At 29.2% G+C, this 16,628-nt stretch carries 19 protein-coding genes; 1 reads left to right on the plus strand and 18 read right to left on the minus strand.

Annotated features, from left to right (window positions below; all coding sequences use genetic code 11):
* The 18 genes from GKG01_RS02370 to GKG01_RS02455 all read right to left on the minus strand — a co-directional run.
* On the minus strand, positions 1-206 hold a 206-nt coding region (locus tag GKG01_RS02370; RefSeq protein WP_154274621.1), incomplete at its 3' end, for a hypothetical protein.
* The gene (locus tag GKG01_RS02375; RefSeq protein ID WP_002838952.1) at positions 203-460 is read right to left on the minus strand and encodes a hypothetical protein; all 258 of its coding nucleotides are present in this window, start codon (positions 458-460) and stop codon (positions 203-205) included. The genes GKG01_RS02375 and GKG01_RS02370, both read right to left, overlap by 4 nt.
* Positions 461-477: 17 nt before the next feature.
* Positions 478-3,444 carry a C40 family peptidase gene (locus tag GKG01_RS02380; protein ID WP_154254037.1) on the minus strand — a complete coding sequence of 989 codons (2,967 nt, stop codon included), beginning with the start codon at positions 3,442-3,444 and terminating at the stop codon, positions 478-480.
* A gap of 9 nt (positions 3,445-3,453) precedes the next feature.
* A complete protein-coding gene (locus tag GKG01_RS02385; protein ID WP_154254039.1) occupies positions 3,454-4,419 on the minus strand; it encodes a site-specific DNA-methyltransferase in 966 nt (321 codons plus the stop codon).
* Positions 4,391-6,886 carry a VirB4-like conjugal transfer ATPase, CD1110 family gene (locus tag GKG01_RS02390; protein WP_022620875.1) on the minus strand — a complete coding sequence of 832 codons (2,496 nt, stop codon included), beginning with the start codon at positions 6,884-6,886 and terminating at the stop codon, positions 4,391-4,393. The genes GKG01_RS02385 and GKG01_RS02390 overlap by 29 nt, the downstream gene beginning before the upstream one ends.
* The gene (locus GKG01_RS02395) at positions 6,883-7,221 is read right to left on the minus strand and encodes a PrgI family protein (protein ID WP_002838958.1); all 339 of its coding nucleotides are present in this window, start codon (positions 7,219-7,221) and stop codon (positions 6,883-6,885) included. The genes GKG01_RS02390 and GKG01_RS02395 overlap by 4 nt, the downstream gene beginning before the upstream one ends.
* Positions 7,221-7,478 carry a hypothetical protein gene (locus tag GKG01_RS02400; protein WP_154254042.1) on the minus strand — a complete coding sequence of 86 codons (258 nt, stop codon included), beginning with the start codon at positions 7,476-7,478 and terminating at the stop codon, positions 7,221-7,223. Before GKG01_RS02400 ends, GKG01_RS02395 begins: the two co-directional genes overlap by 1 nt.
* Positions 7,479-7,495: 17 nt before the next feature.
* Complete coding sequence (locus GKG01_RS02405) at positions 7,496-8,359, minus strand: VirB6/TrbL-like conjugal transfer protein, CD1112 family (RefSeq protein ID WP_025194490.1); 864 nt, start codon at positions 8,357-8,359, stop codon at positions 7,496-7,498.
* Between the two features lies 1 nt (position 8,360).
* Positions 8,361-8,576 (minus strand): Maff2 family mobile element protein, encoded by a 216-nt coding sequence (locus GKG01_RS02410; protein WP_002838961.1) that lies wholly within the window; start codon positions 8,574-8,576, stop codon positions 8,361-8,363.
* The gene (locus GKG01_RS02415) at positions 8,577-8,900 is read right to left on the minus strand and encodes a single-stranded DNA-binding protein (protein WP_154254044.1); all 324 of its coding nucleotides are present in this window, start codon (positions 8,898-8,900) and stop codon (positions 8,577-8,579) included. It lies immediately after the preceding gene.
* A gap of 191 nt (positions 8,901-9,091) precedes the next feature.
* Complete coding sequence (locus tag GKG01_RS02420) at positions 9,092-9,955, minus strand: Abi family protein (protein WP_072470443.1); 864 nt, start codon at positions 9,953-9,955, stop codon at positions 9,092-9,094.
* A 156-nt stretch (positions 9,956-10,111) separates the two neighbouring features.
* Positions 10,112-11,899, minus strand: a complete 1,788-nt coding sequence (locus GKG01_RS02425; RefSeq protein WP_346962827.1) for a VirD4-like conjugal transfer protein, CD1115 family — start codon at positions 11,897-11,899, stop codon at positions 10,112-10,114.
* Between the two features lie 59 nt (positions 11,900-11,958).
* Complete coding sequence (locus GKG01_RS09295) at positions 11,959-12,165, minus strand: hypothetical protein (protein ID WP_004829710.1); 207 nt, start codon at positions 12,163-12,165, stop codon at positions 11,959-11,961.
* 198 nt (positions 12,166-12,363) lie between these two features.
* Positions 12,364-12,855 (minus strand): PcfB family protein, encoded by a 492-nt coding sequence (locus GKG01_RS02435; protein WP_004837287.1) that lies wholly within the window; start codon positions 12,853-12,855, stop codon positions 12,364-12,366.
* A gap of 4 nt (positions 12,856-12,859) precedes the next feature.
* Positions 12,860-13,726 carry an ATP-binding protein gene (locus GKG01_RS02440; RefSeq protein ID WP_154254045.1) on the minus strand — a complete coding sequence of 289 codons (867 nt, stop codon included), beginning with the start codon at positions 13,724-13,726 and terminating at the stop codon, positions 12,860-12,862.
* A 14-nt stretch (positions 13,727-13,740) separates the two neighbouring features.
* Entirely contained in the window at positions 13,741-14,718 is a 978-nt protein-coding gene (locus GKG01_RS02445; RefSeq protein WP_154271277.1) for a replication initiator protein A, read from the minus strand.
* A gap of 86 nt (positions 14,719-14,804) precedes the next feature.
* Positions 14,805-15,095, minus strand: a complete 291-nt coding sequence (locus GKG01_RS02450; RefSeq protein WP_154271280.1) for a CD1845 family protein — start codon at positions 15,093-15,095, stop codon at positions 14,805-14,807.
* Between the two features lie 43 nt (positions 15,096-15,138).
* Positions 15,139-16,344 (minus strand): ABC transporter ATP-binding protein, encoded by a 1,206-nt coding sequence (locus GKG01_RS02455; protein WP_154271281.1) that lies wholly within the window; start codon positions 16,342-16,344, stop codon positions 15,139-15,141.
* 133 nt (positions 16,345-16,477) lie between these two features.
* Here GKG01_RS02455 and scfA point away from each other — a divergent pair, with 133 nt between their 5' ends.
* Complete coding sequence (scfA, locus tag GKG01_RS02460; protein WP_002835215.1) at positions 16,478-16,627, plus strand: six-cysteine ranthipeptide SCIFF; 150 nt, start codon at positions 16,478-16,480, stop codon at positions 16,625-16,627.
* The last annotated feature ends 1 nt before the right edge of the window (position 16,628 follow it).

A 16,628-nucleotide genomic window follows, 5' to 3' on the forward strand; every position in this document is an offset into this window, starting at 1 on the left:
AATACTAGAATATTTGTCTTCTCTTTCTTTTCTAAGCCCTTATCACTAAAGGCAATTATATTTCCCTCAGAGGAATACATAAAATCATCTTCCGTCCACTCTACCTTATAATCTGTACTTGCATATACAGGACTTACAGCCACTATATTCACTAAACTTACAAGTAGCATTATCACAGCTAAAATTCCACTGGTTATTTTTTTCATAAATTTTCCTCACTTTCATTTGTATCTTTTCTTTTAAGTTCTTGTCTTTCTCTATTTTCTTCTTCCTTATTTTTTCTAACAATAAATAAAAATTCATCAAGAGATATTTTTCTACTTCGAAATTCCTTGATGACCTCTAAATTTTCTATTTCTTCTTGTTCCTCTGCTAATAACTGAAGTTCTATTTCAATTTCTTCTTTTTTCTTTCTTAAATTCTTCTGTTTTTCTATGTTTCTGATTAATTTTTTATTCATAGATTTTTACTCCCCCCTTATTTTGGTCTACCAAAGGAATAAAAGTGATTTTTCCAATACCTTGAGTTTATACTGGCATATTGGATAGGATCTCCTGCATGGAGCATCATTCCATTTCCGGCATATATCCCTACGTGAGAAATTGGCGTACCCGAATTATATGTGCCTTTAAAGAAAATAATATCCCCAGGTTTTGCCTCGCTTGGAGATATTGGATTACAATAGTTTTTATAAATAAGCCAAGCTGTAGTTCTTGGCATTCTCTTTACACCAGACTTTGTAAATGACCAACATACAAAACCTGAACAGTCAAAGTTAGATGGTCCACTTGCTCCAAACACATATCTTTTACCTATATGTTTTTCTGCTTCATTAAATAAGGCTTTGGCAGTTTCAGAATCAAAAGCAAGACCGGGATTTCCAAAGTTTGGATTGTCTATAATCTCTCCCAAGTTCCCATAGCTTGATCCAAAATATCCACTCATATTTCCCTGACTATCAAGTAATGCTAAATAATGAGCCATATTTGTTTCATAGTTTGCAAATTCTTCTCTTGCTATTTCATCAATACTTTTCTTTTTTATAGTTAATGTTAGAATTCTATAGGTGTATGGATTTCCTTCACTGTCATATTTTGTAATAGACTTTGAAGTATATTTTTTCTCATACATTTGATTAAATAGCTTTTTTAATTCCTTTTGTATCTCTTCAGCTGACTTAATCTCTCCATATCTTGCTGTTAAATAGCTAAAAAGCTCGTGTAGGTCATGACCAACAGAATCTCCTTTTATATGATATTCATCATAATTTGGATAATTTTCTTTAATACTATCTATTTCATCTTGTAAGGCATATTCATAACTTGTAAATTCATTGTTAATATCCATTAAAACTTCTTCTTTTGATAGATAGCTTGTAGCTATAACATTACTTGTTAATCCTGAAGTAAGACTGCCAACATTGCTAATTCCTTGAAATAGCATAAAAAAAAGTCCTAAAATACAAAGGGCAATTAAAATTTGCTTATATCCTTTGTTTTTTAAAGCTTCCAATGTTTTCTTTCCAATATTAGCGAAAGATTTCTTTACTCTATTTACTAAACCTTCCCCGTGTTTCTTCCTAAAATCTCTCTGAAACTTCTTTTTCATAAAAAATCGATTCAGTTTATTAGAGTTTTGATAAGCTTTAGTCTTCTTCAATTCTTCAAAATTTCTTTGAAATAGAAGTTTACTTTCTTTCTTATAAATTTTTCCTTCTAAAGATTTTATTTTTCTTTGAGTTTTTAAAGGTTTTTTTCTTCTAAAATGGCTAATTTCTCTACCTACAACTTCGGTAGTTCTACTAAGCTTATAAGCAGCGTTAACACCTGCATTATCATCTTTCCCACTATATAGATAGTTTGCCGTCATAGCACTCGCAAAAGTAATAGGTTTTTCTAAACCCGCTTTTTTTGACTTTTTCTTATACTTAATTAACTCTTTTTCTTTTTTATTCTTTTTCTCATATAGTTTTGATATTTTATCTTCCTTTTTATAAAACTTATCTTTTTCACTTTTGTTATCTTTTTTAGAATGGAATTTAGTTTTATTTTTTGTATCTACCTTATTTTCTTCAGATACATTTTTAGAATCCTGTACTTCTTTTTTTGTCCTGGTGTATTCTTTCTTTGGATCAAAGTTGCTTTTCTTTATAGTATTATCAAAAGCGTCTTTTATTTGTCTTTTCTTTCCCTTGTTTTTATTAGAAATTCCACTATGATTTAAATCAAGTTCATCTACTTCAAGATTCTCATTTTTTATTACGTTTTTTTCCTGTTTGAAGATTTCTTTTTTCGTGCCTATTTTTTCTTGATTCTTTTTATTTATATTATATTTATCTTTATTTTTTTCAGATTCACTTTTGAATCCTTCAGATAGGCTATCCTGTCTAAATTTCCCACTAGAAACCTTACCCATTAGCATATCTTTTTCTTCTAAATTTCTAACTTTGCCTTTGAAATATTTGCTATTTTGTTTTTTATTAGTATTCAGGTCTTGAATTATTTTTTTATCTTCTTCATTTGCCTTATATGATAGATATTTTCTTCTATACTTCCCATTTAAAGATTTTAATTCTACTTTTTCCCCTTTATCCTTAAACTGACTTTGAGATTGATAAAGTTTTTTAAAGGTGTTTTTTTGAAAGCTTTCTTTCCCTTTCTCACCAAGAATAGAATAACCATCCCAATTTTTTCTTTGCACATCAGAAGATGGTAAATACTTATAGTCATCTCTTGTGTCCCTATATGATACATTGCTATCACTAAAGTTCATGTCATAGCGATCTATGACACCATCATTATCTGAGTCCTGCGATAAGGGATCATATGTTGAACTTACCTCTATATTAAAATCCTTATCTTCTTCTTTTCTAAATCTCCTTATTTTTTTCTCTTGCACTCCATTAAAACTTTCACTCTCAACGTTTTTCTTCCATTTTAAATTACTATTCCCCTTGTAATTTTTTTGGGGAGAAGTGCTACTTTTTAAATTAGAGCTAGTTGAATTTGGTCTATCATTAAAATCTTCTTTAAAGTTACTTAGCCTGTATTCTGTTTCTTGCCCGTAATATTCACCATATCTACTTTCCTCATTTTCTTCCATTTTTCTATGCTGCTGTTGCGAATATTCTGGCTGATATTCATTATGATAGGAGGCTTCTGCAAATTTTTCCTCATGGTTTTTTCTTTGTCTTCTTCCTCTATTTGACTTATCTTTTTCGTTGAGTAAATCCTGACTATTTTCTTGCAAATGAGATGAATAATACTTAGAGTTTTCATCATTATTGTCTATGTTATTCCTGCTTTTTACTTTATTAATTTCTTTTTTTGAAAAATCTGATTTTCTCTCTGTACTACTGAATTTTTCATTGCTTTCTTCTTTCTTTTCTGATATAAGTTTGGTCTTTGGTACATCTCTTGGGTTTACTTTCCCTTTCTTTTTCATATATACCTCCTATTTCATATTTTTCTCTATCCTTTCTTTAGCTATTTGACAGTAGTCTTTGTTTATGTCAATTCCAATATATTCTCTGTCCATCCTAATAGCTACCATTCCAACAGTTCCTGAACCCATAAAGGGATCAAGAATTAAGCCTTTTTTAGGACATCCTGCTTTTATACAAAGTTCTACCAGTTTTGGTGGAAATACCGCATAGTGTTTTCCTTTAAACGCACTGGTGTTAATAGTCCAAATATCTCTATTGTTTCTAAACTTAGGGACATTATCTCCTATATATTCTCCATACTCTCTTGCTTCATTTATGCTCTGTCTTTTAGCTCCTGTGCCTTCTTGTAAATACTTATTATCTTTTCCTCTTGCCCTCATATATCTTTTCTTGCTTATTTCTTTTATTGGTTCTTTCATAGCGTCAAAGTTATAGAAATACTTTCTTGCTTTTGATAGTAGGAAGATATGTTCATAAGACCTTGATGGTCTATCCCTACAAGACTCAGGCATGGCATTTTCCTTATGCCAAATAATATCGCTTCTTAAATACCAACCATCCTCTCTTAATTTTAAAGCTAGTTGCCAAGGTATCCCCATTAAGTCTTTTGCCTTGTAGCCACTGAGTTTTTCTGTAATAGACTCTTTTTGACCACTTCTTCCTTCTATGTTTTTAGGATCTTTATATTTTTTTTTGCTTCTTGTACCTGCATAAGAATCTCCAATAACTACCCAAAGTGTTCCTTCTTTTTTTAATACTCTTTTTACTTCTCTAAAGACTTCAATTAATTTATTTAAATATTCCTCCGGACTTTCTTCTCTTCCAATTTGTCCTTCTGCTTTATAATCTCTAAGTCCATAATATGGAGGAGATGTAATACAGCAATCAAATATTTTATCTGGAAATTCCTTTAGAGCAGAAATTGCATCTAAATTAATAATATAGTTAGTTTTTAACTTCTCTCTGTCTATCAATTTCTATCCCTTCCTTTAATTCTTCTGGTTTAGTTGTCATTAACTTATACAATTTTGTATCTTTAGGAAATCTATCTACAAAAGGTACTATTGTGTTTCCATAGAATAGTAATCCCTCTCCCTCATTGGAATTTGTTACGTAGGATAACTGATAAAGAGATATATTTAACTTGTTAGCTAAAATTTCCCTATCACCACTAGCTTGATTAAGCATTAAGATAAAATCTGTATTATCAAATATATTTTCTATTTCGGGACTGGCTAAAAGGTCCTTTACATTTTGTGTTAATCCTGTTGGAATCCCGCCCCATTTTCTAAATCTCTTCCAAATTTCTATGGAATATGAGGCTGTTTGTTCTTCTCTTAAAAGCAAATGGAATTCGTCACAGTAATATCTGGTTTCCTTCTTATTTCTATTAATAGTTACTCTATTCCACACTTGATCTTGAACAATTAACATACCTATTTTTCTAAGTTGCTTTCCTAATTCCTTAATGTCATAACAAAGAATTCTATTTCCTGTATCTACATTAGTCCTATGGTTAAATACATTGAGGCTGCCTTTGACATAAATTTCCATTTCTACCGCTAATTTTTTCCCTACATTTTCTTCTTGTTTTAAAAGTAAATTATATAAATCTTCTAAAATTGGCATATTTTCAGAAATTGGATTGTCGAAGTAATCCTTATATAATATTGGAAGACATCTATCAATTACTGAAGTTTCTTCTGCACTTAACCCTTCCTTTCCTACTACAAGTTCAAACAGTGAAAGAATAAAGTCAGACTTTAAAGATAAGGGATTGTCTTCATCGGCATAGTCTACATTTATATCCAACGGGTTTATATAATCCTTACTTGTTGGCGATATTTTTATAACTTCTCCACCTAGTGCCTTAGTTAAATTTCCATACTCCCCTTCCGGATCACAGATAATGATGTCATCTTGTGTGATTAAAAAAGCATTGGTAATTTCTCTTTTAGCTGAAAAAGATTTACCGCTACCCGGTGTTCCAAGTATTAAACCGTTTGGATTCTTTAAAAGCTTTCTATCTGTCATAATGATATTACGACTTAAAGCATTTAATCCGTAATATAAGCTCTCTCCTTCTAAGCACAACTCTTCTGTTGTAAAAGGAATAAAGACTGCTGTAGAGCTGGTTGTAAGTCCTCTTTTTATTTCTATTTCATTTTTTCCAAGTGGCAGGGAAGAAATTAGTCCTTGTTCCTGTCTATAGTTAAGATTTTTCAATACACAATTATGCCTACCTGCTATTGAATTTAGTTGAAAGATTATATTACTCAATTTCTTTCTACTTTTTTCCATATTTGTAAACAAAATAGTTATGACAAACATTCTCTCATTATGATTTTGAAGTTCTACTAATAGTTTCTTAGCATCATTACCGTAGGTAATTAAATCGCTTGGAAGAATATCAATGTCATATCCTGATCTTATAGCCTTCTTATTTTCTTCAATTTTCATTTTATCCAAGTCTGTTATTTTTCTTTTAATCATCTTTATAGCTTCTGTTTGATCAATGGAATTTATATGAAATGTTACAATCATATTTTCTTCAACTCCTAAAAATTCTGATAATAATCTATCTGATAATTCAGGTGCTAGAATTTGTAGAAAGTTTACTTCTCCAAAGTATTCTCCAATTTTAAATTGATTGTTAGATGAAAAGTTAAATGATGCTGGTACTATATAATCCTTAGTAGATAGTCCACTATATTTTAGGTCTTCAAATGAAAAAACAAAATTCTTATTTGGATTTAAGATATCGTGAATAACCTTTAACCTTTCATATCCACTTAATACATAAGCTTTTACTCCCATCTGCTTAAAGTTATTTAATATATCCATTTCCATTCTTTCAAGTCTTGTAGTTGCCTCTTTTAAATCTTGTGCTTGTAAGCTAAAGGTGATATACATATATTTAGTAAGTCCATTATTTCCTTTTTGACTCTGATTTTTTAGCATTTCCCTGTACTCTTTTCGTATTTCATTATATGAATCGTTTCTATCCGGAACATTGATGTTTTTTTCTACTTCTTCATTTTTTCCTATGCGATTAATATATGAAAGTTCTATATCAACACTTGGATCAAAATAGTTTAAAAAACTTGAAAATTCATTAAATATACTTTCCTTATCTTCTTCTGTTGAAAGCTGGTAGTTAATATCTAAAAAACGTATCATTTTATTAAATTTGTTCTTCTCAACTTGGCAAATCCCATTTCTCAACATTCTTAAATAAGGGATTGTTTCCTGAACACTCTTTTTCTTCTTCCCACCAAAAAAGGAAAGCTTCTTTTTGGGCTTTCCTTTTTCTTTAGAAATATTTGCTTTTTTCATCTTTTTTTGACTTATACTAATGCTTTTTAAATCTTCTTTTTGTTTTTTTAAATTTCTTTTTTCTTGATTTAATTTTTTCTGTTGTTTTTTCTGTATTTGATTCATTTACTCCTTTCCTTTCTTTGTTTCTTTATATCATAAATACATTCTGTCTTGTATATCCTTATACTTGTCTGTCTTTTCTTATCTATAATATACTTTAAATATTTTTCAAAATAGATCCCGTCCTTTTCATAAAGAGTTGCAAATATTATAGGAAAAGACACACCTATCATAATTAACATAGATAGGTCATTAGGAAGCACTTTTTTTACCATTAAATATACTGGAAAGCCTATTAGACCTGCAATTGTAAAGCCAATTAATTGTCTTTTTGTTAGATTTAGAGCTACCTTTGTTTTTACTTTTGTTAAGTCCTTTGGGACATTTACATAAGCCATTATTCTAACCCCTCTAAGTAAAATCCATATATATCTTCTCTGTTCAGATCTTCTTGTGATTTTCCCATATTCACTGCTATTTCTAAGACTTTTTCATTCGTTTCTTCTCTATTATCTAAAACTTCCAATGTTTTTCTTATAATCATTCTATTTTGTATTTCTCTTGTAATATATCCCCCTATTAAAAGTATTGGGAGTCCTATTGTTCCAAGTGTTTTTAGCTTAATTTTTTTGTCCTTTTTTCTTCTAATTTTCATCATCTTCTCCTTTTTTATTAATGAGCATTTAAAATTGATTTTGCAATACTTCCTGATTTCATCATAGTTATACCAAGTATTAAGGTGTATCCTAGTAATTCAAAAATACTTTTGTGTATGTCTGATATATTTAAAGTCTTAACAAGTACGGCATAAATTCCTACGCATATAAGTAGGAATAAACCTTGCAAGCCAAGTGCGAAGAGCCCTCTTATATAGTTTGTTCCAATACTTCCCCATTCTTTATTGCCCATTGTGGCAAAAGGTATGGCGCAAACTGAAGTATAAATATATATTTCTATCATCCTGCCGTATAGAATAACTGTAATGAGTATTGATATCCCTTGAATTATCATCTTTACAATTGCTGTCTCTAATACTATAGTCATTAATTTTCCTATTGACTCTCCTTTTAGGCTATCTACCATATTAGCTATATCACCTGGAGAAACTTTTGCACTAGCATTTGCCACACCTGCTGCCTTTCCTATTAAATTCTGTGCCACATCAAATACTGCCATAGAAAAGTCAAAAGCATGAGATACAAGCCATACTGCTATCCACATTTTTATCATATATTTAAAAAAATCAAAGGTATCTGTGTCATGCATATTATTTTTGTTCATTACCATTTGAATTAATTCAATACATAGTACAGCCGTTATGATAAGACCTGCTATGGGAAGTATAACATTTTCTGAAATAGACTTTATGAAGTGGAAAACCTCCGAGTTCCATCCACTCGGAGTCTTTCCTACCTCATTTGCTATCGTTGATACTTTGTCATTTATATCAAGGAGCATTCCGCTTAAATTTTCCTTGATCATATCAATAAGTATCTCCGAAAAAAACTCTTTGATCTTATCTACTATATTAAACATTTTATTTTAACACGTTTGCTAATAGCGGTATTAGTTTTAAACCTATGAGTACAATTCCCCCTCCAGCCATAAGCTGCTTAATACCTTGAGATTTAGCACCAGGGTTGTCATTCCCATAACCTTCCATCAGATTGATAACACCCCATGCTCCAAGCCCTGCACCAATTGCTGTAACTAATATTTTTAATACATTTACTGCTTGTGTAAAAAATTCCATTTATATTTCCTCCTCTTTTTCTTCTTTTTTAATTTTATTTATGTGCTTTACGATAAAATTTTTAAATGTCTTGTCTTCTTTTTTTGTTTCCTTAAAATATCCAAAAATATGGATGTATTCTCCACTTTTAAATTCCTTCACACTTTTTGCCTTTTCTCCGTAGAGATTACAGTAGATATATTCTTTTTTAACCTTTTCTTCTTCTTTGTTCTTTCTAACTATTGTGAAGTTAGCTACTTCTTTTTCTCCTTCCTTTGTATCTATTGCAGTTGTTTTTATTTCTCCTACTAGATTTCCGTTAATATTTAGCATTTCTCTTTCCATTTGTTCTATCTCCTTTATTCCATAAAAAAAGCGATAGTTTTTTCTATCGCTTCTACTTCTAATTGATTAATATTTCATTTTTCTCTGTATCTTATTTTTTCGGCTCATCTCGTATATATTTCATTTTTCCTCCATTGGGCATAAAAAAACACCGAAATATTTTTTTTCGGTGTAAATTTCTCTATTTAATTTTATGGTTTTAGTAATTCTTTCCAGTTTTCTATAAAGCCAACATGTCTTAATTCAATATTTTCATATCTTGCTATTAGTGCTGTTAGATCATGATAAAAATTTTTGTAATTTTCTTCTTCAGAAACTATTTTAAGATTAACTAATGTAGCAAATATTGTATTGTTTGAAATATTATTTTTTAAATATTCTTTATATAGCTTTGGTGATTTTGTAAGCTTTGCTCCATATAGCCTGCCATAATGGGCACATATATTTCTTATATAGGCAAAATTTTCTATCCAAGATTCAAAGTAATGGTAGTCTGTATGAAAGACTTTTGCAATTTTACTTTTATCTTCATTTTTCATATTCTTATACATTTTAGATAAAGTTCCAAAACTTGCCACTTCTATCACTGCATAGAGTGGAATTTCTCCACCTTCATAATTGTCTTTAAAGTTTTTTATAAATGGTGAGCGTCTATTTCTTTTAACTTCCCTTGCTAATTCTTCTAGTACCCTTTCTTGTTCCTTTTGTTTCTCAAAATTATTCATATCTTTATATGAAAAGTTCCCATATCTTAAAGAAAAATAGTTTGTGATAACCGCTCTTAAAGAAACTTCAATATGCTCTATTGTTTCAAATATAAGCTGTCTAAGTTCTCTATCAAATTTATATAAACTTACAATATCTTCAAAACTTGTTCCTGATATATATCTTCCATCTTTTTTTAATGTGATACTATAAGCTTTAATCAGCCTGTAATAGGATATTCTTCCAAGAATTTTCTTAGCATAAGTTTTATCTTCTACTAAAAGTCCTAAGTCTATTAAGTTTTTTACTTGATTTTCTATACTAATCGGTTCTTGATGAATTTTTTTCATTTTTTCTCCTAAAATCAAATGACCCGACTTGGTCCGCATTGTTAAGAGGCGTGTCGGGTACTGTTGACATTATTATATGTTATAAAATATTTTTTGTCAAGTATTTTCTTTTAATCTTTCCTAAATATCTATCTTACTTCTTATTTAATTTTAAATTTATTCATCTAATATTTCAACTACCATACTCTCTTTTAACTTAACCTCATCTTTTCTCTGTAGGTATTTCTCTATGTCAAATATATTTCTCTTATCATAATCTTCAAGGAACTTATAATTCTTATGCTTGGTTATGTCAAATTTATCTGAAAGAAATGGTCTAACTCCTCTTAATTGGTAGATACATTTCCCACCATCCATTACAGTTATTTCATCTTGGCTCATTAATTCTTTTCCAGTTTTTTGATAGTTTAAACCAAAACTCTTTTGATTCGATCTTGTTTCTGATATGTTATATAGGTCTATTGTTTCTTTTCCCAAACTTTCAGATAATTCTTTTAATGTTGTTCTTTCTTTGCCTCCTAAAAATAACGTCGAATCACAATTGCCAACTATGGTATCTGCATTATCTTTATAGATACTTTTTAGTTGTGATTGTGCTTGTAATATTATGCAAGCTGATATTTCTCTACTTCTAATAGTTGCTATCAGCTTTTCAAATTTAGGAATTAAGCCGATATTTGCGAATTCATCAAGTAGGCATCTCACATGAACAGGAAGTCTTCCGCCATATTCATCATCTGCTTTATCACATAATAGATTAAATAATTGTGAGTACATTATTGATACTACAAAGTTAAATGTATCATCTGTATCCGATATTATTACGAATAAAGCTGTTTTCTTTTCTCCAAGTGTATCAAGTTCCAGTTCATCTTCTTTCATTAAGTCCCTAAGTTCCTGAATATCAAATGGAGCAAGCCTTGCTCCACAGGATATAAGGATTGATTTGGCAGTTTTTCCTGCTGCAAGTTTGTATTTCTTATATTGTTTTACTGCGAAATGGTTTGGCTTTTCTTTTTCTAATGCTTCAAACATATAGTCTACTGCATTTTTAAAATTTTCATCTTCTTCTCTTACCTCACTTGCATCTATCATAGCAAGTAGAGTTGTAAAGTTCTGTTCTTCTTTAGGAGCTTCATAAAAAATATATCCAATTAAGGCTGTATAGTAGAGTTTTTCAGCTTTTACCCAGAAATCCTCAGTTGATTTTTCTCCTTCTCCCTTAGTATTTGCAATTATTGTTTGTACTAATTTCAAAATATCTTTTTCACTTTTCAAGTATGCAAAGGGATTATATCTCATGGATTTTTTAAAGTTTATTGTATTTAGTATTTTTATCTCATATCCATTTCTTTCCAACATTTTTCCGCATTCCAAGACTAATGTTCCTTTTGGATCGGTCACTACATATGAAGAGTGCATTTGCATGAGATTCGGCTTTACAAAGAACCTTGTTTTACCACTTCCAGAACCTCCAATTACCAATACATTTTTATTCCTAGCATATTTTGGATTTTTAGGTCTATTGTTCATGGTAAGTCTTTCAGTTTGAGTTAGTAGCACATTGTTTTCAAACTTCTTGTCAATGTATGGCTCAATATCTTTTTCATTTCCCCATCTTGCCGATCCATATTCTCTGCCCTCTCTAAACTTTTTTGCTTTTTTCTTTTTCTGTATAAGGATTAACTTGATAACTACTGATAGAATTAGACCGGGTATCAGGTTTTTTATTTTTAATGATGGAATATATTTTAAAGTATCTATTTGACTAAAAGCCACTAGAATTCTATCTATTATATCTCCTCCTACATAAGAGTTGACATGGCTTGCAAAGATATTTCCTATATAAAAAAATAAGAGGTAAGGAAAATTTTCTAATACAAATTTCTTCTTATCTCTTATCTTAAAAACATTTTTTATATCTTTTATTATTTCATTTAGTATTTTCGAATTAATCACTTCCTCTCCATAAAAAAGAGTAGATTTCTCTACCCATTAGTATTTTATTTATCTTTTTTATATCTTATTACTGGAACTTGTTTTATTTTTTTACCTATCTTTTTTCTTTCCAAGACAAACATCATATTTTCATTTCTTTTAAAATATCCTAGATCTTTATGATAGCTTATACCACACTTGCAATGTAATAGACCTATAAACTGTTGCTTCATCTTTGAGTTACATATGGGACATATTCTTTTATGTGTCATTTTAAACCACCATTATACTTATATTTTACTTTCAAAGGTATTTTTTTAGTTTCTTTCCTAATGCTTCTGCTCTCATTTTTTATCTATAGATAAGAGAAATTCTTCTACTGGATGACTCCCATTTTCTTTTTCATAGTATTCAACGATAAAACTATTCATACCTTCTCATCATATATATTATATATCCAAGTGCTTTTATTATAAACTTTGTTCCTGATGCTTATGTTTAACCTTATCTCTGTCAATAGTATCTTTGACTTTATCCTTGAAGTTATTAAGCCTTTCTATTAAAGATTTTCTTTTTCTTGACTTATCTTTAGTAAATTTCTGGACTGTCTTTTTAAAAGCTTGTTCCATTACTTTTATATCTTTTGCTTGAAAAAAGATAATGTTGTTTCCATTTTCTAAATCTTTCTTTATGGAAAATTTAACCCCATATCTTTTTAATTCTTTTTTCAATGCTTTTAAGTCTATGTCATTTAATTCTAAGGTTTCTACTTTACCTTTTTTTACAAGGTCTTTTACTTTTACTTTTTTAAATTTTTCTAAGGGTCTTGAATGTTCTGTCTGCGCTTTATGTTTATTTATTTCTAATATTTTCTTCATCAAATTTATAACTTGCTTGGCTGTAACTATCCCCGCTTTTTTTACTATGGCTATTGTTCTGCTATTTATATCATCATTTTGCATTCACTCACCTACTTTCATTTTTTTTTAATATTTCATAGGCTAATTTTGATTTCTCCTTCATTTTTTCTATTCTTCTATTTTCTCCTGTAAATATAATGGGACTGCATATTTCAAGTATCCTTGAGTAAATTCTTTTATCTTTTATAGTTTCAGGATTAGTTAAAGCTGATATATTTAAGTTTGTTGTTATAATTAGAGGTTTCCCACTTCTATATCTACTATCTATTATGTTAAAGATATGCTCAGCTGCAAAATCTGTATCTCTTTCCATTCCAAAATCATCAATAATTAATAGTTTCTTATGATTTAGGTTATCTATATACTTGCTCTTATCAATCTCAAAGTTAGTCATATCATTTAAAATTACAGAAAAATTTGTCATTTTGACTGATATTTCTTTTTCTAGTAAAGCATTTGCTATGGCACTTGCAAAGTAAGTTTTCCCACAACCAACATTCCCTGTGAGAATTAACCCTATATTGTTTTCATATATTTCATCAAATTTTTCAACATAGTTTTTTGCTACTTTTTCATGCTCACTGTCTTTGTCCATATTTTTAAAATTCCAATTTAATAGGATAGGATCAGAAAAACACTCTTTTTTTAAGTGTTCAATTTTCAAAAGCCTTTTATTTTCTTTTCTTTTTTCTTCCTCTAATTTTTGTCTTTCTTTTTTACATTGACATAAAATACCAACTTTTTTTATTTCTCCAAAGAAGTCTATTTCTTTTTCAATTGGTGTTTTACATTTTGCACAATATTTTAATCCTGTTTCTTGATCTATATAACTCCTATTTTCTTCATCTTTTGATGGACTATTTGTTTCTGCATTTTTTATTTTCTGTTCTAGGATTTCTTTTATTAATTCCATATGCTCCTCTCCTATCAAGTATTTAAAATTTCTCTCCATATATCCTCATCGTTACTATAGTCATAGTTTTCTCTTTTCTGATTTTCTCTCTTTATGACTTCTATGTTTCTAATATTTTCATCTGCATTGTATAAGAGAGTCAGTAGATAAGCATTAATGTTTCTAATATCCTTTGGAGCATTTTCTCTTAGGTATTTCAAAACATAGTCTATGTGTTTATAGTTAAGACTTAGAAATCTTTCTTTAAAATTTTCATTGGATATATGCCTCCCTCCTATTTTAATGTTTGTAAAGCTAGTTAAGGCTTTTACAAGTACATTTATCATTACATCTACTTGCTTCTTTTCTTCTATTCTTACTTTTTCAAAGGTTTCATAAGATATATTCTTTTTTATAGTTTCTTTTAATTCTTCCTCCTCCAAAGTTTTTTTTGATTTTTCTCCTAGCTTTTCTAAGGGGGATATGGGGGTGATATTATTAAAATCAGTATTATTAGTTTCAGTATTATTAATATTAGTATTATTAGAGTCCTCTTTTGAAACTTCTAGAGGTTTGTTTTCTAAACTTCCTGAAGTTTGTTTTTTAAACTTCTTGAGGTTTGCTTTTGAAACTTCTGTAGTTTTATTATTTTCTGTGTAAATAAAGTTCTTTACATAAAGTAAATTTGGCTTTCCAAGTCCTAACCTCTTTTTTTCTAATAATCCTATTTCTTCAATTTCTTTCATTACTTTGACCGACTTATTTCTCCCCCAGTTTAATACTTCCATAATTTCTTCTATGGTATAGATGATGTATACCTTGTTTTCTTCATCTAACCATTTATTCTTAATTGACAAGCTCATTCTATCGAGTAGAATTCCATAAAGAATTTTTGCTTCTACGGATAGTTTTTTAAAATTTAAGTCGGTAAACAAAGTTTTGGGAATCCTAAAAAATGAATATTGTTCTGCTTCATTGCCATAATAGTATTCAAATTTAACTATTTTTTTCATCATAACCCCCTTTCTTTTCATATAAAAAGAGATAGCTTTGATTTTGCTATCTCTTTTTCATCGTTTTAATCTATTTATTTTTATATTTAAATTGCTTTTATTCTTTCATTCACCTCTTCTATCACTTCTATAATAAAATATCCTAGCACTGGTAAACCATAAGGACTAAAAAGATATGCTAGTATAATTGCCTCTATAGCGAGTGCTTTTTCTCCATGATAAACAGATCCCAAAAATCCCATAATAGCGATAAATGAAATCAGTTTAAAAAATATTGTACTAAGTCCTAATACAAACGTTAAAAATAGAGTGATGATACTTAACACTATACTAATAGGAAACAATATGATTTTGAAAAAAACTCTAAATATTATCATATTCTCTTCAATCCTTATTACTTATGTTTTCTTTTCTTTTTTGTTAATTTAATAAAAAAGATGACAGACTTAATCCTAAATCGTCTTGTTTAAAAGTTTTGTGGAAGCCTTTAAACTTTGATTTTAATGGATTTATTGTATCTGTCATCATTATATCACTGTCCCCCGTTCCACTTTCTCCAATAATAATGTATTTTTTGCCTTTTTCAAATGTAAAATCCAAATTTTTCAAAACGTATTTGTCACTTGTTGGATATTTGAACGAAATATTGTTTAATTTCAAATTATTAAATTCGAATTCATCTTCTACCTCAACAGGTTTTTCTTCTGAGATGAAATTCATAATTTTGTTTTGGACTGGTTTTGATGATTTAAAGCTTGTCATTATATCTGTGAAATTTAATAACGGTCCTGTCACATAAGCCATAAGTTGACTTGATTCTATTACTTGACCAATGGTTATTCTGTCTTTAAATACTAGCCAAATTCCGACCAACATACAACCCAAATACATTGCCAATGAACTAGCAAATGATAAAACGTAAATAGTTTTGCTCAAAGTTTCCTTAGTATTTGATGCGTTACGATATTCAATGGATTTATCTTGGTTAATTTTTTGAAAAATAATTTCTTTTTTGAAAAACTTAATCAAATTGAAATTGTTCACGAATTCTTGCAAACTAGACGTATATTCATTTCTTATATTCATAAGTTCTTCTTGTCTTTTTTCGATTAATTTTTCGAAAATAAATGGCACTGCTAGTTGCACCACGGAAAATATTATTATTGTGATTGCCATTATTATGTCGATTTTGACAAGCAAGACTAAGGATATTACGAAATTGAGAATTTCATGATATGAAGACACCATATTTTTGAAATAATCCATCTTCAAATCTTCCAAATCATTCAAAAACATCGATATATAATATCCACTATTTTGTTTGGATATTTTGATTAGAGATTCGTCTGTTATACTGTTGAACAAATCATTTCTAACATTATATATACAATTATTCGTAAGTTCTACTGTGCTTTTTCGATATAGCAAATCGGAAATACTTGCAAAAATTATGTACAACACAGAAATTAGAATTAATCTGGGCAAAAGTTGTTCTTCTCCATTAGTTCCTGCATCTGTTATAATTCTTAAAAGCCACGCCAAGCCAATATCAAATCCAACGGCAATAGGCGCTGTAAGAAGAGTTAAATAGAATAATTTTTTGTTATGAGTAATGTATTTGAACATTTTAATCTCCCCCTTTAAGTTAAATATATCACTTATTTTATTATTATGCAATGTTTTTTTTGATTATACACCCGAAATATTATCTCTCACATTTTTTTAGAATTTATGATATAATTATTTTGAGGTGAATATTATGGAAAAACATATTAAAACTTTAACACCTAACACTTTGAAAGAATCAGCTTGCAAAGGTGGTTGTGGTGAATGCCAAACATCTTGCCAATCAGCTTGCAAAACTTCTTGCACAGTTGCTAACCAAGAATGTGAAAACGAAAATAGATAAT

The organism is Finegoldia sp. BIOML-A4, from assembly GCF_009679635.1.
Classification (GTDB): domain Bacteria; phylum Bacillota; class Clostridia; order Tissierellales; family Peptoniphilaceae; genus Finegoldia; species Finegoldia magna.